This is a genomic window from Halobacillus hunanensis, from assembly GCF_900166655.1.
GTDB classification, from domain to species: Bacteria; Bacillota; Bacilli; order Bacillales; family Halobacillaceae; genus Halobacillus_A; species Halobacillus_A hunanensis.
The window spans coordinates 273,083-291,807 of sequence record NZ_FVZB01000005.1; the positions used below are offsets into that span (position 1 = coordinate 273,083).

Consider the following 18,725-nt stretch of genomic DNA (forward strand, 5'->3'; position numbering starts at 1 on the left):
AAGGCTCAATATCTTTGTCTCTTCATTATTTCTAGAATCTTCCTTTATTGATACATGTAATCCCTCGTCCAAGGAATCGAATTGTTCGTCCCCTTCGTAAATATAAATTGGCTCAAGTCGATGTTACCCGTCTCGAAGGACGCAGAACAGGAGTTGAGATAAAGTCTCCACATTCTAATGAATCGCTCATCTTTTGATTTCCGTACTTCAGCTAGCACGTTCTCAAAGTTTTCAGCCCATTTTTCCAGTGTTTTCGCGTAATGTCTGCGCAGGCTTTCCATATCCGTTAAAAGGAAGTCGTGCTCTGTTATATGTTGGACAAGTTCACTTACAGCCGGGATGTATCCGCCGGGAAAAATATATTTATCGATCCAGGAGTTCGTCCCTCCATCCTTAGGTGAAGTAATGCAGTGGAGCACAGATACCCCGCCATCGATTAGCAATTGATTTACTTTTTGAAAGTATTCCTCTAAGTGATCTTGACCTACATGCTCAATCATACCCACACTGACGACACGATCAAATTGCTGATGCTTTATATCCCGATAATCCATTAAATGAACGTTTACGAAATCTTCTTGCTGCTCCTTGGTGATACGCTCTTTCACACGCTCATATTGTTCTTCTGATAATGTTACGCCAGTAGCTTTAACCCCATACTGTTTGGCCGCCGTAAGAATTAATTCGCCCCAGCCGCATCCGATGTCCAATAATGTATCACCTTCCCTAAGGTTCAACTTCTTCAGAATATGGGCCACTTTGTTTTGTTGGGCAGTCGTAAGGGAATCGTCGGCAGTTCTGAAATAACCGCATGAATAGGTCATCGTCTTATCAAGCCATAATTTATAAAAATCATTACCGATATCATAGTGAAACGTAGCATTTTCTTTGCTGCGTTTTTTGGTATTAGAAAGCTTTTCTATAAGTTTTGCATAGACCTGATTATTACCAAGGAAGCTTTCCTGGCTGCGGTACATAGAGGCTACGAGTTCTTTAAGGTCTCCTTCTACTTCTATTTTTCCATCCATAAAAGCTTCACCAAAGGCAATGGATGGGTCGTGAAGCAGATCCCCCTTTGGAATACTATCATGAAAAGTGAGCTTAAAATCCGGCGCACCTTCTCCATACTGCACTGTTTCTCCATCCCAAAATGTTATGTGGATTGGATTTGAGAACGTCTTTTTAAGTAAAGTCTTGTAAAACATTTTATCAATCATTATAACACCTCGAAAAATAGTATAGATTTTGAAGATAAATAGCTTATGAATAGGCCTTGCAAATAATATATATAAGTGCTCTATGATATCAACCTTATTCTTTATTAGGATTCCCATAATCGTAGATAATAGAACAAGATGATCAAAAACTGCTCTATAACAATTTACTCATATGAAAGAATAGACGTAAATTTATCTGCATTTTTATTCTTTAGGTATATAGTGTTTTGAAAATAATTTTACTTTTAAGAGTAATTATATATTGCCTTTAAGCGTAATTTATATTACTCTTAAGATGTGAGGAGGGGTATTGTGGAAAATCTGAGATTGAATGTAGCGTTGTTACGCAGACGTGTTCCTAATCTGACCAAAGCTGCACGTTCCGTCGGGTTACGACCTGCAACAGTTTCAAATTTATGTACAGGCAAGATCCCTGTAGGACGTTCTGAAGTTCGCACCTTGGCAGCTCTTGCATCACTGGCTGAATGTAGTTTGGATGAGTTGATCATAAGAGGGGAGAATGTGGAAATGATTGAAACCAAAATTAAAACGTTAGATTTGTTTGCACCATTGGCAAAGGGCGGTACTGTAGGATTGGTTGCTCGACCAGGAATGGGGCAGCTTGTAGTACTCGCTGAAACGTTCTATCGATTAAGAAAAGAAGGCTATGTGACAGTGTTACTTAAACCTGAGGGCGACACACCAGAAATAAGCGATATCCTCGATTTTATGGAAGTTGTGACCTCTTCCATGGAAGAAGCTTATGAAGAGATGGCCATAGTTGGAAAAGACAAAGCCATAGCTTTTATAGCGGACCGCAGCCATGTATTATCTGGTAAAGTATATGAAATCCAGGAACGTCTAACGGATATTGGAATGGACAATGTTACAACATTCCTAGTGGATTTGAAGGGCGAAGCGGTGGATGAAGACCTTCCCTATGGACCACTTGAAACATTGTGGCAGTTTGATGACGAATTGTCGGCACGTCATAAATACCCGGCTGTAAATCCGTTGTATTCAACCTCGTCCGTACTTGAGGGTGCCCATATTGATCAGAACCACTTTTCTATTCAACAACGGGCTCAAAAATTATTACGCCGCTATCGCGAACTGAGTTCCTTAGTTAAAGTCCAAGGTATCGATAAAATCCCTGCAGCTGAATTAACAACTTATAAGCGTGGGGAACGATTAGAAGCCTACCTTACGCAGCCCTTCTATGTAGCGGAAGAATTTACAGGCCAAAAAGGAGAATCAGTAAGCCTTCAAGATACATTAACAGACGTACGAAGAATTTTGGATGGAAGCACAGACTCAATAAAGACAGAAGAGTTGGTGAATATCGGGAAGCTTTAATCATCATGTTCTAAAAGGAGACAAAGATGAAAGCATCTTTGTCTCTTTGTTCTGCGATGAGAGGATAATTTCTTAAAGGAAATTATAAGTGATTCGTTGAAGTTATAATTAGGTAATGAAATATCATGATTGTTACCTTTGAAAGGGGAGGGGCAGGAATGAACGTCATTATTTTATTAGTTACGTTTTGTTTAATATTGTTGGGTTTTAACTGGATAATGGGTTATAAGAAGGACCATATCGTCATTGATTTCGATGAAAGGTATAGAGACTATAAAAAACATGTAAAAGCCATTCATAATGAACTCGTTCACCAAGGAAAAGTAGTCAGTTATAAGGGAAATCGTAAATTTATCATAGACGGGAGGCCTTATATTTTTGTTGAAAAAAATGTATCAATGGGGGGAGCCCCGTTGCAAAGGACGATTCTCAAGCCTGATAAGGGACGGTGAAGCAGTATAGATAGTAAATAAGAGAAGCCAGAAACCTCATTTTGGAGGGATTAGCTGAACGGTTAAGATTAACGAGGAGGTGTTGTTATGAAGACGACAGATTTTTCAAAAGTGGCGGAGGTCTACGACAACAATTCATTTAGATTTGATGAATTAGCGTTTGACATACATCTGGAAAGTTATATTCATGGTCATCCTCAGCAGCATTATAATGTTATGGATTTAGCCTGCGGGACAGGTATTTATTTAGATCACCAAATGGGGCACTTTGATGCTCATTCAATGGAATGGCACGGAGTGGATGCTTCAGAAGCTATGCTTGGCAAAGCCAGAGAGAAGCTTAAGAGGGGTAATTTAGTACAAGGATTAGCAGAAGATCTCCCTTATGTATCCAATTCGTTTGATTTCATTATAAATAATTATGCGTTTCATCATTTTACTAGGAAGTCACAGGTGCTGGACGAGGTTTATCGAGTTTTAAAAGTTGGTGGAATCTTTAAAATCCATAATATAAATGTCCATGACATGGAGAATTGGTGGATGTATCAATACTTTCCTTCTGCATATAAAGAAGATTTAGAGAGATTCTGGCAAAAGCAAAGGATTTTTCGAGAACTCGAAGACAGAGGGTTTAAGGTACGATTGGAAACTAATTATCAAATGGAAAAGTTGAAGGTAACGGACTACCTGCAACTCGCAGAAAACAGAGATATTTCTGTGCTTACGATTATTAGTGATGATGACTACTATGCAGGATTAAGCAAAATGAAAAATGATATAGAACATAATCCTGCCAAAACAATGATGAATGATTTTTCAGAGCTTGTGTGTATTGCCGAAAAGTAGAATTACATAAAAAAGTTTTCTTCATTACGTATTAACCTGCCTATAAAAAGCAGGAACGAACAGGTTTTCCTTCTGCCAACTTGATAAAATTTGGGTAAGGGAGTGAGCGATATTGGGCTGGGTTGAATCACTGCAACGGACTATTGATTATATAGAGGAGCATTTACTCGATCATTTAACCGTGGATAACATAGCTAAGCAGGCTAATGCATCACCTTTTCATTTTCAAAGGATATTTAGCCTTTTAACAGATATGTCGATGGGGGAGTATATTAGACGCCGACGGTTAACGTTAGCCGCCCAAGACCTCATTCACACGGATATGAAAATCATTAATCTCGCCTTCAAATATGGTTTCGACACTCCTGAGGCTTTCACTAAAGCTTTTCGCAGGCAGCATGGAGTCTCTCCAAGTCAAGCACGAAAGTACATGGGAAAGCTGCAATCTTATAACCGCCTGGTCATCCAGGTGAGTCTGAAAGGAGCTGTACCGATGAAATATCAAGTAGTAGAAAAGGAAGACTTTCAAGTTGTTGGAATAAAGAAGGAATTTTCTATTGAGAATGGAGAGAATTTATTAAAGATTCCAGATATGTGGGATCAAGTGAATAGTGATGGAACGACGAATTTATTAGTTGATTTGAATAATGGTTCTATTGATGGAGTGCTCGGTGTATGTGACACAAGCAATAAGGGTTCTTCAGATAAAATGGAGTATTGGATTGCCGCTGCTTATGATGGAAAGCCACAAGAGGGACTGTTGAAACTTGATGTTCCTGCTGCAAAGTGGGCAGTATTTGAAGTACATGGAGCTATGCCTGATGCGATGCAGAAAGTGTGGAAGCAGATTTTCTCAGAATGGTTTCCATCTAATGGGTATGAGCACGCCGGCACACCTGAGTTAGAAGTGTACACGGATGATGACCCTTCTAGTCCAAACTGTTATTCCGAAATTTGGATTCCGGTAAAATAACAAAGGATGTAACAAAGGAGCACCCATTGGATGCTCCTTTGATTAGTTACCATTTAAAATGTTCCAGCTGTTTATTCATTTGATTGACCATGTTTCCTAGTTCATTTGCTTCTTCCATCATTTGCTGGAAGGCATGCTGTTGTTCACCAGCTGAAGCGGATATTTCTTCCGTTCCTGCAGCTGTTTCTTCCGTTACGGCACTTACATTTTCTACGGAAGTCGTAATTTGCAGGCTCTGTTCTTTGGATCGAACCATCCCCTCAACCACCTCATGTAATTGTTCATTGATTGTGTCTACTTGAGCTTTTATCAAAGAAAAAGCTTGTTCAGACAAGTCGACCGCTTCAGTTTGCTTCACAGTCAGCGAAACAGTTTCCGTCATCTCCTGTTCAATTACATTTACACCAGATTTAATCTGTTGAACCATAGTTGAGATTTTACTGGTAGCATCAGTGGACTGGTCAGCGAGCTTTCTGACTTCTTCTGCAACGACCGCAAACCCTTTACCATGTTCACCTGCACGAGCTGCTTCAATAGCTGCATTTAAAGCAAGCAGGTTCGTTTGCTCTGCTATTTCATTGACGAGCTTGACAGTAACTTCAATTTGGTCCGTATATCCGATGAAGTCTTGAACGGAAGCTTCCACTTTCGTAATAGAGCCTTTATTTTTCTCCATAACTTTGCGTTGTTCTTCAATAGCAGTCTGTCCTTCGTAAACCTTTGATAGGGCAATTGTACTTGATTCTGAGGCTTTTTGGCTTTCTTGCGTATTTGCTTCAAAAGCCTGGTGCATCTGTTCCATCAGGGAGGCTACATCTTGAATGTCGTTTGAAATGGATTGACTCCCTTGAGCTAACTCATCTGTTGAGCTTGTTACTTGCTGCGTGACTTCAGAGAGTCCTGACATTTCATGATTCAATTTGGAACTAAATCGTTCCACATTTCCTCCAATTTGATGTACCGATTTAACAGTAGACGTCAGGTTGTCTACCATCACTTGAAACGAGCGCTTAAGTTGACCAATCTCATCCTTTTCTTTTTCAGAGACATGAATGGTTGTTGTCAAGTCACCTTCCGCCACCTTGGAAGCCTGAGCAGCTAGATCCTTCATTGGTTTCGCTATATGTTTATTTAAACGGTAGGTAGCAAAAATGGACAACACAATCAGGGCTAACCCTGCGATGATAGCAAAAAGGATTAGTTGACTTAATGTTTTTGCTTGATCAGCTAAGTTGTTGTCATACCAGACGCGAGACTCTTGCTGTAACATGTACATGTCATTTAGTATTCCAGAGGTACGAGCAGATTGACGTTGGATCTCGTTAACATCTTCTGCCTCCAGAGCTTCTGTTACAATTTGATGCCAGTTCTCATACTTGGCAACAGCCTGAGTGTACCAGCGTTCCTGTTCGCTGGTAACCATCAATCGACCAAGCTCATTAAGTGCTGTTTCTGTTATTTTCATTTGACTTAAAGCTTCACTTTTAGTGGCTGCTGAAGGGTTATACCCGTATGTATTCAGCGTTTGCTCGAGCGTGACAAGTTGACCATTTACCTCTTTAGATTCTAACAGTACAGCTACATCCGAGTTGGAGGAGCTTTCGAGACTAGTCATTTGATAAACAATAAAAGAGATAAGTATCAAGCTAAGCAGCAGGGGGAGTAAGGTCAAGGTATATAACCGTCGTTTGATTGTCATTGTCCCATCTCCTTATCCAGTACGGCTTGTTGTTCGTCGGTTAGATTAATCAATCGAATGGGTGAAAGTCCTACACCTTGTTCCTTCACTCCGAGTGTAATCTGACCGCCTTCCAGCTGTTTTCCGTTAACAAGTTGCTCCATCACATCATAAAGGGCTACATCCAAGTTCTTCAACATCGATGTCACAACAGCTTTTTCTGCAACGAAAAATTGGTCACTATCGACACCAAAAGCATAAATTCCTTGATTTTGAGCTTCCTTTAACGCCCCAACCCCTGTAAATCCTGCAGCAGGGAATACAAAATCAGCGCCTTTTTCAACCATAGCTTTGGTAATATCAGACCCTTTAACATCATTATCAAAAGTTCCTGCATACTCAATAAGTATTTCTGCATCAGGATTTACCGTTTTAACACCTACTGTAAATCCAGTCTCAAATCGTTCTACTACAGGAATTCTTTCGCCTCCAATGAAGCCAACAACGCCGGATTTTGTCCTCATCCCGGCAATCAGTCCGATCAAATAACTGCCCTCATCCTCTTTGAAGGTAATGGATGTTACATTATCAAATTCAGAAACGGCATCAATTAACACAAACTGCTGCTTTGGATACTCTTGCGCCAATTCATCAATGGCAGCTTGCAAATTATAGCCGAGTCCAATAATTACGTCATGATCCTGCTCGATTAACTCCTTCATATGTTCCTTATATTTTTTATCAAAAGGTTCACGATAATCGAAGGTAATTCCTAGTTCGTCCCTGGCTTGTTCTAATCCTTTGAAGGCTGAATCGCTAAACGAATCATCGCCAAGTCCGCTCTCGGTTACAAGCAGACCGGCACTAATCTCATTTTTTGTACCATCGGATTTTGCTTCATGATCAGCACAGCCAGCCAGTAATAGTCCTGTTAGTAAAAATAGACTGAACCAATATTTCTTCATGTTTCCACTCCTATCATATGATGTCTGACAACATATGATATCGGCGCTTTTCAAAGAAAATGAAGTGGAAATTTATATAAAATGAAACTTTTACAGAAGAGGACATAAAAAACACTATGACCGAAGGCATAGTGTTTAGGAGGCGCTATCAAAATGTAGGTTCACGTTTACGGAGCTGAAAGGCCTCAGCTAATAGTTCATAGGATTTCATGCGCTCGTCAAACGGCGAAGCAATAGTGTTTACAATAACCTCATCCACTTGATAATAGTTCGCTAGACTTTCTATCTCCCCTTTAACTTTTTCCACTGAGCCAACGATCATACGGTTACGGTTTTCCTGGATACGCTGCTCATCAGCCATCGTATACGGATAGCTGAATGCCTCTTCGGGTGGAGGGAAATGATAGCGAATCCCGCCTTGTTCAATTTTTAACAGAGCGAGGTCTAAACTAGCAGCCAAGAATTCAGCTTGTTGGTCAGACTCAGCACAAACGACGAATATAGAGACGTTTCCTTGCGGGCTTTGCTGCTGCAGAGAAGGCTGGAAGGCATCTTTATAACGGTCCATGGCTCGTGCTCCGCCATACCCGCTAATAAAATGCGCAAATGAATAGGACACACCAAGGTCCGCTGCCACTCTTGCACTTGTTCCGCTTGAACCGAGCATCCAAACCGGCGGTGCTGTACTCCCTTGCGGAGAGGCAAACACACCCATACCGTGCGGATCTTCTCCGTGTAGATAGGCGATTAGTTCTTCGACTTGTGCAGGATAACCTTCTATATTTGGAATTTCTCCTCTATTTAAGGCTAAATTGACATTTGGAATACCGCCAGGGGCGCGTCCCACTCCTAAATCTATACGATTAGGGTGCAATGTTTCCAGGACACGGAAAGTCTCAGACACTTTATACGCACTATAGTGTGGAAGAAGTATTCCTCCTGTTCCTATCCGGATTTTCTCCGTTTGTGAAGCTAGATGGGCTGCTAGCACTTCAGGAGAAGAACCTGCTAAACTATGAGTACTATGATGTTCGGCTACCCAGAACCGGTGATAGCCAAGCTGGTCAGTCCATTTCGCTAACTCTGTTGTCTGTTGTAAAGCATCACGTGGATTCATCCCTGATAGCACAGGAGATTGATCCAATACACTTAATTTCATTTTCTTTTCCCCTTAGTAATCATCTCTTGTATTTATCATCCCATGTGAAGAAACAGAAGGCAAAAGAACGGATTATAGAATGGGAGCTCTTGCATCAGTTCAGAAGTGTGGAAAGTATTTATCTGTTCATCAGCCCTAAGAGTCCGTAATCAAGCATAAGGGAAGGGGCGACGTCAAAGAGGTTCTGTACCTCGAACTGGTCCAGCTTCAATGGTGTAAGAAACACAGCCCCATCACGAAATTCGTCCTCAGGGTGATCTGCTAAGAGTTCTCCTTTCGCTAACCCTTCCGTAACTTCTACCATTCTATCTTCTACAATCCCCGTTTCAATTTTCCTTTTTTCCAGCCGTCCACGATCATTCATGACCCATGCTGAGGAATTCCCCCCATTCTTTAACACGTCTTCATAAGCAGCGACGGCATCGATGGCCTCCGCTGTTATAATTTCAATGTTTGCATGATAGCCAGGTCTTACTTCTTTCTTTTTTTCTTCGATGACGATTTCAAATGGGTAATGACTGGGATGCTGAACATCAACCGATTCAGGGAAGGGTTTAATGCTTTCAACTAAACCCTTAACTTCTAACTCTAAGTTCGGTATTCGCACATAAGAATTCATTCCTTCTTTTACCTGTTTTCTATGTTCCTCAGACAGCTCTCCACTGACAATCAAATTACTGGAAGACAGGGTAAGCAAAGGGGGCTGGAGATTTTCAGACAGATTAGTTACGACTCCCGAAAATTCACTGGTTACAGTTATCGACTGGCCCGTCTGTTCAAGCTGGTTCAGCTGGTTCTCTACCATAGAAAGGTGAGCCTGTTTTTGGGAGAGCTGAAGTTCTTTCTCCGCGATGGCGTTCTGTTTCATAAATTCAGTTTCAATGGTTTGAAGTTCGCTGTCTTCCTGTTGTTGCGGTTCCGGGTCTTGTGAAAAGGAATCGCTAGGGGAAGATTCAGAGAAAAAGGAAGGCTGGGATGACGCTCCTGTTTCAGGAATTGTAAAGCTTTCCAGCTCATTGATGTTCTCTGTCAGGGAGGTGATCTCTGCCTGTAAGCGTGCAGCTTTTGTCTCCAATTGATTCAATTGGACTTGGTAATCCTCGACTTTATATGTATAGAGGTCATCACCTTCCGAAATCTCCTCCCCCTCTTCCACTAAGAATTCTTGGAAAATACCGGATTGCTTATCAAAATAAACAGGGGTGATTTCATTAGAAGTAAAAACACCACTTGTATGAATAGATTCAAAGAGGTCCTCCGTAAAGGCAGCCGACCATTCATTAATATAGGATTTCTGTTCTACTTGCTGATCTCTATCGAAGTAGATGAGGCCGGCATTAAGGGTTAAAAAAGCAATGACTACTAAACCGCAAATTCTTACTTTGTAGCGTGTTCTCATCGTCTTCCTCCCTGCGTTAGGATGTAAGTAGATGCACGAGATATGTATCATAATGAGTCAGAGCTGCTGTGCCTGCCCATAAGGTGAGGTGCCAAAGAATCACACCTATAATAATTCGGCCTTTTCCAGATGTGGAGAGATAGGAAAGACATTTGATCTGAAACCAAATGATAAAGATTTGAAAAAGGGATATCGCCCCAAAGAAATAGATTAACCATTCAATATTTGTTATGTAAGAAGCTATGACACCAAACGAAAAAGGTGATACATACCAATCTAGTCCGGTATACACCATAAGTGGAATCCATGTAATTCGCTCTAGCAGCATAATTAGTAAAACGCTCATTTGAATAACCATAGTTTTTTGATAAGAAAGGCCGAACATAATCCAAAATAATAAGGGTGCAAAAAGCAGGACTCCAAGAAACAGGAGCAGGCCATATGCGATACGTCCAATGATGAACCAAGCCTTGTACAACCCATATTCGGCCCCGCTAAGTTCAGTCATATTCATGGACAAAGGATCAGTGCCAAGGCCAATCCACGCTGTCCAGGTGTATGTAAGCATCGTTAACAACATGATGGAGAAAAAAACTTTCCAAAATCGGCTTATCGTTTCAGCTTCCCTTAGCTTAAATAACTGATCATCTCGTCGTGTAAACCACTTTATAATTCGGATCGAATAATTCATGTGCGTCATCCTTTGAAATCTGTCTACTCCCTTCTAAGTTTAACTTAATTTGTCAAAGCTTGCTATATCAATCTATCAATTAATGGAAAACGCCGTCTCTCCATGAGACGGCGCTGAATCGTTCTTAATTCGGATGGACGGGTGCATAGGCAGGAGGCTCCTCTGCTTTTTTAAAAAATAGCTTCCGGTCCTTATATAAAAACAAAATAGATAAGGTGAAAGCCATAATATCTGCCAACGGAAAGGCTAACCAAACCCCGGTTACACCAAAGAAGTTTGGAAGTAGTAAAACCAGGGGAATAAGGAATAATACTTGTCGCGCCATCGAAAGGATTAAGGCGGGTTTAGCCATGCCAAGTGCCTGATACAGCCCGCCGCTTACGACCTGTACTCCAATTAGAACCGACATTGCAAACATGATTCTCATAGCATGGGCACCCGAGTCAATGACGGCTGCATCACCCGTAAAGATATGCATGAGAATTTCAGGTAATGTCATCATCACGATAAAGATAAAAGCAGAGATGATCGTGACAACTTTCATGCCAAGCATGATGGTCTCTCTTAATCTCGAGAACTGTCTAGCTCCATAGTTATATCCGATAATAGGCTGCATGCCCTGCAGGACCCCGATCATCGGCATGATGGTAAACATAGTTAACTTATGGACAATCCCGAAAACACCTACTTCAAAGTCGCCGCCATACTTAATTAACATGAAGTTAATAGAAATGATCATGACACTTCCGGCAACTTGGCGGACGAACGCAGGCATCCCGATCGTTAGTGTTTCTTTAATAACTGGCAATCTTGGTTTTACCTCGGACAGTCTTAACTCAAGACTCGATTTGCCTGAGAGGAAATAATGTAAGACCACAACGCTGGTGGAAGCTTGAGAAATGACTGTCGCAATGGAAGCCCCTTGAACACCCAAATCTAAAACAAAAATAAAAATGGGGTCTAGGATGATATTTAAAACAGCAGGAATAATCATCGTGATCATAGCAAAGCGGGAGTTTCCTTCTGAGCGAATGATGCTGTTGGTCGTAAAAGAAAACGAAAAAAACACAGATCCAATCATAATGGGGAAAAGATAATCGACCGCGTAGGGAAGGATGTCTGGGGTAGCTCCGAACAGGACTAGCAGCGGTTCCATAAAAGTGAAGGCACCTACTATCCCGACTACGCTTACGAGTAAAATAATAAAGATAATATTGCCGAACACTTTATTTGCAGCTTCCGGCTTACTCTCGCCAAGCCGTCTCGATATGACTGATGCTCCCCCGATTCCGACAGCCGCTGAGATGGCCATCATAATCATCATGACTGGGAAACCAATGCTAACTCCAGCCACTCCAAGGATTCCAACCCCTCTAGCAATAAATAATGTATCAACAACATTGTAAAGCGCCATAACAAACATGCCGATCATGGCAGGAATAGATAAATTCCATAATAACTTCGGAATCGGCTGGGTTCCTAGACGCTGACTTTGATCTTTCATTGTCAGGACCTCTCTTTTAAATGTTTTAAGTTTTTTTGAATGACTTCAAGCCATGAGAGCATCATTTGCTGCTCCTCATCAGAAAGTCCGACGCCGATTTCTTTTTCTAAATTCTGAGCAATAGTCCAAATGGTTTCATCCAGTTGAACGCCTTTGTCGGTCAGCTTAATGAGCTTAGAACGTTTGTCATTGGGACAGTTATGTTTCGTTATACATTCGTTTTTCAAAAGGGATTCGATAATCCCGTTCATGGAAGAGGCTTTAATGTACAATCTTTTTTGCAAGTCGCTTTGGCTTTGTTCTCCATGATTCGCAAGAAAATATATGACTTTCGCTTGTGAATGAGTTAATCCATACTCACTTAATTTCTCGTTAAATAAATTTTGAATGAAATGGGAAATCACATTGATGTTGTAACCAAGCAAAGGGTGTATGTCACGATTCATAAGTTAGTTAGCCTCCTAAACAAATTTATTATAAGACAACGAGTGATAAAGGTAAATGATTTTGCACTCCGCCTTTCTATTGGAAATCTCTTTTGGTAAAGTTTCAGTAACTGATATAATAGATGCCTATAGGGTATAAGAGTCATGAGGGGGATACGTTATGCCTCGTTATCAACGTGGAGTTTTTATATATAATGGGACTGCCCAAAGTGAAAGTCTCAACCAAAGTTTAACCGTTACACTGCCGGTGCTGGCTCAGGCAATTAAAGAGTTAACAGTCGTGCAGACACATTCATTAGAAGAATTAAGGAAGGTTTGTTACGACTATGGATCTAATGTGGATGTATTTGTGATTTTAGGTGGAGATGGGACATTACATGAATGTATCAACCAGTTAGCTTCCTTACAATCCAGACCCGTTATCGCTCTTCTTCCAGGGGGAACTTGTAACGATTTCAGCCGTGTGTTAGGCACTCCTCAAAATTTACAGGTCGCGGCAACACAGCTTCTCCAAGGGGAAGAAGTGAAGGTGGACATAGGAAAGGCCGGTAACCGCTATTTTACAAACTTCTGGGGAATAGGGCTCGTGACAGAAGCTTCTTTTAACATTGACGCAGAACAAAAGAATCGTATTGGTGTATTGAGTTATTTTATAAGCGCCATCAAGACGATGAATCAGACAGAGCCATTCTCTTTTACCTTACGAATTGATGGAAAAACGGTCAGCGAGCAAGCAGTAATGGTGCTAGTCATGAACGGGCGGTTTATTGGGACAAGAGAAGTTCCTCTACCTGAATCCCAGCTCCAGGACGGCCAGTTAGATGTATTAATTGTGAAGAATTCAAACCTTACTACATTTAAAGAACTCCTCACAATGAACAGGCCTGGGGCAGACCCCAGTAAATTTCAGGAACTATCACATATGCAGGGACAACAGATCAGTGTTGAGGTGGAAGAGGAAAAAGAGGTAGATATGGATGGGGAAATTATGGGGAGCACTCCTGCGCGTATAGAAGTTCTACCCAATCATTTTACCTTTTTATGTGCAGACCCTACTGTATTTCATAATGTGCAAGGCTGAATAAGTAAATAAACAGACTTGAAATCCACTCTGAAAACGAGTGGATTTTTTTGAGCTGTAAACAAGGTTTATAGAGCCGGAGATCGAATAATTACTTTAGAGGAGTGATGAAGATGACAAAAAACTTGCGCCCAGAAGTTCATGCAGTTTTTATTCACACTAAAAGTCTCAAAAGATCTGCCAGGTGGTACAGTGAATTGCTGGATCTTCCGTTTTCCGAAGAAAATGTTGAGTCCCCGGTTTATAACCTTCCTTTGGAAGGGGGAGTATTTCTGACCATTGATGATCATAAATTTGATCCTCATTATAAGTTTGAACGGATAACTAACCCTGTGTTTAATTTTTGTGCTAAGGATTTAGAAGGGAGCTTTCAAAACGTAAAAGATAAAGGGTTCCACATAACTAAAGAAATAGAGCGTCACGGAGACTTTGGCTGGTTCCAAATTCAAGATCCGGATCAGCATGAAGTCATGATTTGCGGTGAGATTGTGGCTCATTCCTAGTTTGAGCATGGCGTTCTTCTCTTTTAGTTTCCCGTTTCGGAGATCCAGCTCAGTACCTTTGTTTGACAGTGTAAATTTGTTATCTATATACTGTCTTTAAGTAGAGGACAGATGAGAGGGCGAGGATTATTATGGATGAACAAGAACTATATCGCAAAAAGAAACAAGACCCTTCTTTGAAGCTGTTTGTTGTTCTAGCAAAGGCTCAGCGTGCAATTGCTGATTTAGTGAAAGATGATATTCAAAGCTTTGGCTTGAACACGACAGAATTTGGCGTGTTAGAACTTTTATATCATGAAGGCGATCAGCCATTACAGAAAATAGGGGAAAAAATTCTATTAGCAAGTGGAAGTATTACTTATGTTGTAGATAAGTTGGAGAAGAAGGAATATTTAAAGCGTGTACCTTGCCCTAATGATCGGCGTATTACATACGCAGCTATTACGAATAAAGGGAAAGAATTGCTTCATGGAATATTTCCTGATCACTGGAAGCAAATTGAGATGATAACAGGGGGCTTGTCTGAAGATGAGAAACTGCAAGCCATAGATTTACTGAAAAAATTAGGGAAGTATGCGGATCAACAGAAATAGTAGAACTATTTCAAAAAGTAAGCTATAATGATCCTAAGACTAAAGACAAAGGGGGGAATGATGATGTTATCAAAGCACGTAATAGATCGCGAATTGCTCTATATTAATCGTGCGCTTTTTCATGATTTAACTGTACAAGGGATTCGTATGTCCAATTTTACAGTTAAATAGTGGAAAGTGATAACGTCTCATACCTGATTATATTTTAGTGAAAGAAAGTCAGAGGTGGCGAGGCCTCTGGCTTTTTTTGTCTTTAGGAGGAAACGGAAATGATTATAGTCAAAGATGTGTACAAGATTATAGGCGGCAAAGTGTTGTTTGAGTCACTTACTTTTGAAATAAATGAAGGACAGAAGATGGGTTTAGTAGGCAGAAATGGGAGTGGTAAGTCCACGTTGTTTCGGTTAATTACAAAGGAAGAGGCACTAGATGGGGGCGACCTTTTTATTAAAAGAGGCTTGTCAATCGGTTATTTAAAGCAAATCCCAGACCAGTTTAAAGGTACGGGTAAAGAGTATTTAGAAGCTGCGTTTGCAGAGCTTAACGATTTATTAATCGATATGCAGCGTCTTGAGAATGAAATGCTGGATCCGGATAAAATGGAAAAAGCACTTCAGCATTATGGGGAAGCCCAGGATCAGTTTACAGAACGAGGTGGCTATGAAATGGAAGCTATGATCAGCCAGGTAGCTAATGGTCTTCATATCGAAGAGCTGCTTCATTTGCCATATAACAATTTGAGCGGAGGGGAGAAAACTAAGCTTTCACTTGCCAAAATTTTATTAGAAAAGCCTAATGTCTTGTTGCTGGATGAACCGACTAACCATCTGGATATTGTAGCGATTGAATGGCTCGAACAATACTTGATTCAGTATAAGGGTGCTGTCTGTATCATTTCCCACGACCGTTCATTCCTGGATCATACTGTTTTAAACATTGTCGATCTCGAATCCGGTGAGGCCCAGTATTATAAAGGGAATTACTCTTCTTTTGAACAACAGAAAGAGGAACAATTGCTGGCAGAATTTCATCAATATCAAGAACAGCAAAAGAAAATAAAGAAGATGAAGGAAGCCATTAGACGCCTCAGGCAATGGGCAAACGAAGCTAATCCTCCCAACCCTAAATTGTTTAAGAAAGCTAAGAGTATGGAGCGGGCCTTAGAAAAAATGGAAAAAATTAATCGCCCAGTTATCGATCCCAAGAAAATGGGCTTAACGCTTCAAGCGGAAGGCCGCAGCGGTAATGACGTTCTAACGGCTGAAGAGGTTACAAAAGGGTACCAAGGACGCCTGATCTTGGATGAAATCAATTTAAATCTTCGCTATAAAGAGCGGCTTGCGATTGTAGGAGCAAATGGAAGTGGTAAATCAACACTGCTTAAACTGCTGCTTCAGCAGGAAGTGCCGGATTCAGGTTTTATAAAGCAAGGAAGTTCTATTCGAATTGGATACTTGCCTCAAAATCCATTAGATGGGGTTGATGACCAGCAGCGAATGATCGATTATTTCAGGGAGCATATAAGGGTAACAGAAGGACAGGCGAGACATTTGCTGGCAGCGTTTATGTTTTATGGGTATGATGTATTTCAGAAAATCGCTCATTTAAGTGGCGGGGAAAGGATGCGCCTCAAGCTGGCTGTCTTTATGCATGAAGGAGTTAATTTGTTAGTACTTGATGAGCCAACCAACCATCTGGATGTTGAATCGCAAGAAGTCTTAGAAGAAGCCCTTGAGCATTTTGCAGGGACGGTTGTTGGCGTTTCTCATGATCGATATTTTTTAAATAGATGCTTTAAGGAGACAGCCTATCTCGTCGGAGGAAGGCTCTATCGATATTTAGGATCCTATAATGAGACGAAGAAAAAGTGGCAGAATTTAATAGAGAAACCCGTTAAACGAGCATCATCACCTAAGGTGAAGGTCTCCAAGCCAATTAAAAAAGAGATACCTGTAGAAGAGAAGATTATAAAGCTTGAACAGGATCTGGATGATATTAATGAGGCGATGAAACGGGAAACGGATGTTGATGAATTGATGAGGTTGCAGGAAAAGAAAGATAGTTTGACTGAACACATAGACCAGCTGTACGAAACCTGGTTAAATTAGTCCTCTTGACATAGGACGTGACGTTCTATGGCGAACCTTTCTTGGCTGGCTTGTGGACTGAGGCGAATGTGCTTCCTCAATGAATTTTTTGCCTTTCCGTTATTAAATAATCGTTTAAACCTGGGAGCACCAGGGTAGATTATCGAATAGCCATATATACAGAAGGAGGAGTACTCGTGCGTGTTTTAGTAATAGGGGCAAATGGTAAAGTAGGTAAACATATTGTTAATAAGTTACGAGATGATGGGCATGAACCAGTACCCATGGTCCGGGACACAGACCAGATCCCGCAGTTTGAGGAGAAGGGGTTTAAACCAGTTCTTGGCGATCTGGAAAAAGACTTTGAATCTGCATTTTACAATATAGAAGCGGTTATTTTCGCAGCTGGATCTGGTCCACATACGGGCGCTGATAAGACGATTCTGATTGACCAGGAGGGGGCTATCAAAGCCGTTGACCGTTCCAAGTATTTCGGGGTTAAGAAATTCGTGATGTTAAGTTCGATAGCTGCCGATCGACCAGAGTCTACCCCCGATACGTTCAGGCATTACATGTACGCCAAACATAGGGCTGATGAATATTTGAAACAGTCGGGCTTGAATTATACGATTGTTCGCCCAGGTATACTAACGAATGATGCAGGCACAGGTAAAGTTAAACTTCAGCACCATGTGAACGGCTTTGAAAAAATTCCTCGTGAGGATGTAGCCGAAACACTTTCTTTTTTACTGTCCGAGCCTAAAGCATTAAATGAGAGTTTTGACTTAGTCAGTGGGGAACAGCGCATTCAAGAGACTTTAACAAATTAGTCAAGCATGCAAGGGGGGGCACCCCTTGTGTGTATTTTTTAATGTGAAAGTTTAATTTTCGGTGAACTGGGTATTTATAGTATAAATAATACAAAAGAACTAGAAAGAAGAGATTAGGAGGGGTGTTTATGATTGATCACGAGGTTGTAGTGTACACGAGTAATGATTGTGTGCAATGTGAAAAGGTTCTATCAAAATTGAGAGAATGGAATGTAGCATTTGAAGAACGAAACATTTCTAGCGATAAGACGCATTTTAAAGATTTACAAGCACAACGTATCTATGCTACACCTGCTACCTTTATTAACAATATGAAGATTTTAGGTTTTCAGGAACGCAAGTTGAGACGAACTCTGGGTATCCCTTACGATGAGCATTTTCAAAAACCAACAAATATATCATCATAACTTCAAGTGATTCATTTTCACTTGCTTTTTTTTACACTTTTTCATCTTAGCAACATAGGCTGTAGTAAATGAATGAAAAGGTGGAACTAATTGTGTACACGTATCCTTATAATTCTTATTACCCTTATTGCCAAATAGATAACCGTACAAATCCATCCCCTCCCTACTATAATCATTACAATCCTTACGCTAATTTCGCATCGTCACCTAATCCCATGTGGAATCAAGGGATGTACAGCTACAACTATCCTTACACATATGGCTATGGACTTCAGGGATATAATGAAGGTGAACCTGCAGCAGCCACCAAGAGCAGTGTTGTTTCCTATTTTCAAGATGAGGAAGGACAACTGGATTTTGATAAGATGATGTCGACAACTGGTCAGGTCATGCAAACGATCCAGCAAGTCTCCCCAATTGTTAAAGGAATAGGGTCTTTCGTAAAAGGGATGAAATGATGCGTGCCACGTTGTCTAGGCACGCTCCCTTCTACATAATTTTCCAGGAAAAATAAAATCAGAGGAGACGGTCCTCTGAC

At 40.8% G+C, this 18,725-nt stretch carries 20 protein-coding genes; 12 read left to right on the forward strand and 8 right to left on the reverse strand.

Going from position 1 to position 18,725, the window contains the following annotated elements:
- Nucleotides 1–44 precede the first annotated feature (44 nt).
- Nucleotides 45–1,217: a class I SAM-dependent methyltransferase gene (locus tag B5354_RS02340; RefSeq protein ID WP_079525581.1), complete on the reverse strand. Its 1,173-nt coding sequence runs from the start codon at nt 1,215–1,217 to the stop codon at nt 45–47.
- Nucleotides 1,218–1,529: 312 nt separating this feature from the next.
- Here B5354_RS02340 and B5354_RS02345 point away from each other — a divergent pair, with 312 nt between their 5' ends.
- The 4 genes from B5354_RS02345 (at nt 1,530) to B5354_RS02360 (ending at nt 4,844) form a co-directional block, all read left to right on the forward strand.
- Nucleotides 1,530–2,573, forward strand: coding sequence for an ATP synthase beta subunit C-terminal domain-containing protein (locus B5354_RS02345; protein WP_079525583.1), 1,044 nt, complete (start codon nt 1,530–1,532; stop codon nt 2,571–2,573).
- A gap of 158 nt (nt 2,574–2,731) precedes the next feature.
- Nucleotides 2,732–3,025: a hypothetical protein gene (locus tag B5354_RS02350; protein WP_079525585.1), complete on the forward strand. Its 294-nt coding sequence runs from the start codon at nt 2,732–2,734 to the stop codon at nt 3,023–3,025.
- Between the two features lie 87 nt (nt 3,026–3,112).
- The gene (locus B5354_RS02355) at nt 3,113–3,871 is read left to right on the forward strand and encodes a class I SAM-dependent methyltransferase (protein ID WP_079525587.1); all 759 of its coding nucleotides are present in this window, start codon (nt 3,113–3,115) and stop codon (nt 3,869–3,871) included.
- A gap of 112 nt (nt 3,872–3,983) precedes the next feature.
- Nucleotides 3,984–4,844 carry an AraC family transcriptional regulator gene (locus B5354_RS02360; protein ID WP_079525589.1) on the forward strand — a complete coding sequence of 287 codons (861 nt, stop codon included), beginning with the start codon at nt 3,984–3,986 and terminating at the stop codon, nt 4,842–4,844.
- Between the two features lie 46 nt (nt 4,845–4,890).
- Here the strand turns inward: B5354_RS02360 and B5354_RS02365 are convergent, their stop codons facing one another.
- The 7 genes from B5354_RS02365 to B5354_RS02395 all read right to left on the reverse strand — a co-directional run bounded on the left by B5354_RS02365 (nt 4,891) and on the right by B5354_RS02395 (nt 12,686).
- Nucleotides 4,891–6,543, reverse strand: a complete 1,653-nt coding sequence (locus B5354_RS02365; protein WP_079525591.1) for a methyl-accepting chemotaxis protein — start codon at nt 6,541–6,543, stop codon at nt 4,891–4,893.
- Nucleotides 6,540–7,487: a BMP family lipoprotein gene (locus B5354_RS02370; protein WP_079525593.1), complete on the reverse strand. Its 948-nt coding sequence runs from the start codon at nt 7,485–7,487 to the stop codon at nt 6,540–6,542. The genes B5354_RS02365 and B5354_RS02370 overlap by 4 nt, the downstream gene beginning before the upstream one ends.
- 148 nt (nt 7,488–7,635) lie before the next feature.
- On the reverse strand, nt 7,636–8,646 hold the full coding sequence (locus B5354_RS02375) for an LLM class flavin-dependent oxidoreductase (RefSeq protein WP_079525595.1): 1,011 nt from the start codon (nt 8,644–8,646) through the stop codon (nt 7,636–7,638).
- Nucleotides 8,647–8,764: 118 nt separating this feature from the next.
- The gene (locus B5354_RS02380) at nt 8,765–10,045 is read right to left on the reverse strand and encodes an efflux RND transporter periplasmic adaptor subunit (RefSeq protein WP_176142387.1); all 1,281 of its coding nucleotides are present in this window, start codon (nt 10,043–10,045) and stop codon (nt 8,765–8,767) included.
- Nucleotides 10,046–10,061: 16 nt separating this feature from the next.
- On the reverse strand, nt 10,062–10,736 hold the full coding sequence (locus B5354_RS02385; protein ID WP_079525599.1) for a hypothetical protein: 675 nt from the start codon (nt 10,734–10,736) through the stop codon (nt 10,062–10,064).
- A gap of 124 nt (nt 10,737–10,860) precedes the next feature.
- Nucleotides 10,861–12,240 (reverse strand): MATE family efflux transporter, encoded by a 1,380-nt coding sequence (locus tag B5354_RS02390; protein ID WP_079525601.1) that lies wholly within the window; start codon nt 12,238–12,240, stop codon nt 10,861–10,863.
- A 2-nt stretch (nt 12,241–12,242) separates the two neighbouring features.
- Nucleotides 12,243–12,686, reverse strand: a complete 444-nt coding sequence (locus B5354_RS02395; protein ID WP_079525602.1) for a MarR family winged helix-turn-helix transcriptional regulator — start codon at nt 12,684–12,686, stop codon at nt 12,243–12,245.
- 160 nt (nt 12,687–12,846) lie between these two features.
- Between B5354_RS02395 and B5354_RS02400 the strand changes: the two genes are divergently transcribed.
- The 8 genes from B5354_RS02400 (at nt 12,847) to B5354_RS02430 (ending at nt 18,645) form a co-directional block, all read left to right on the forward strand.
- A complete protein-coding gene (locus B5354_RS02400; protein WP_079525604.1) occupies nt 12,847–13,767 on the forward strand; it encodes a YegS/Rv2252/BmrU family lipid kinase in 921 nt (306 codons plus the stop codon).
- Nucleotides 13,768–13,880: 113 nt separating this feature from the next.
- A complete protein-coding gene (locus B5354_RS02405; RefSeq protein ID WP_079525606.1) occupies nt 13,881–14,270 on the forward strand; it encodes a VOC family protein in 390 nt (129 codons plus the stop codon).
- Nucleotides 14,271–14,401: 131 nt separating this feature from the next.
- Nucleotides 14,402–14,863, forward strand: coding sequence for a MarR family winged helix-turn-helix transcriptional regulator (locus B5354_RS02410; protein WP_079525608.1), 462 nt, complete (start codon nt 14,402–14,404; stop codon nt 14,861–14,863).
- Between the two features lie 63 nt (nt 14,864–14,926).
- On the forward strand, nt 14,927–15,034 hold the full coding sequence (locus B5354_RS20825) for an RAxF-45 family protein (protein WP_281252717.1): 108 nt from the start codon (nt 14,927–14,929) through the stop codon (nt 15,032–15,034).
- A gap of 98 nt (nt 15,035–15,132) precedes the next feature.
- The gene (abc-f, locus tag B5354_RS02415) at nt 15,133–16,971 is read left to right on the forward strand and encodes a ribosomal protection-like ABC-F family protein (RefSeq protein ID WP_079525610.1); all 1,839 of its coding nucleotides are present in this window, start codon (nt 15,133–15,135) and stop codon (nt 16,969–16,971) included.
- A gap of 176 nt (nt 16,972–17,147) precedes the next feature.
- Entirely contained in the window at nt 17,148–17,780 is a 633-nt protein-coding gene (locus B5354_RS02420) for an SDR family oxidoreductase (protein WP_079525612.1), read from the forward strand.
- Between the two features lie 128 nt (nt 17,781–17,908).
- On the forward strand, nt 17,909–18,187 hold the full coding sequence (locus tag B5354_RS02425; RefSeq protein WP_079525614.1) for a glutaredoxin family protein: 279 nt from the start codon (nt 17,909–17,911) through the stop codon (nt 18,185–18,187).
- A gap of 68 nt (nt 18,188–18,255) precedes the next feature.
- Nucleotides 18,256–18,645, forward strand: coding sequence for a YppG family protein (locus tag B5354_RS02430; RefSeq protein ID WP_079525616.1), 390 nt, complete (start codon nt 18,256–18,258; stop codon nt 18,643–18,645).
- The last annotated feature ends 80 nt before the right edge of the window (nt 18,646–18,725 follow it).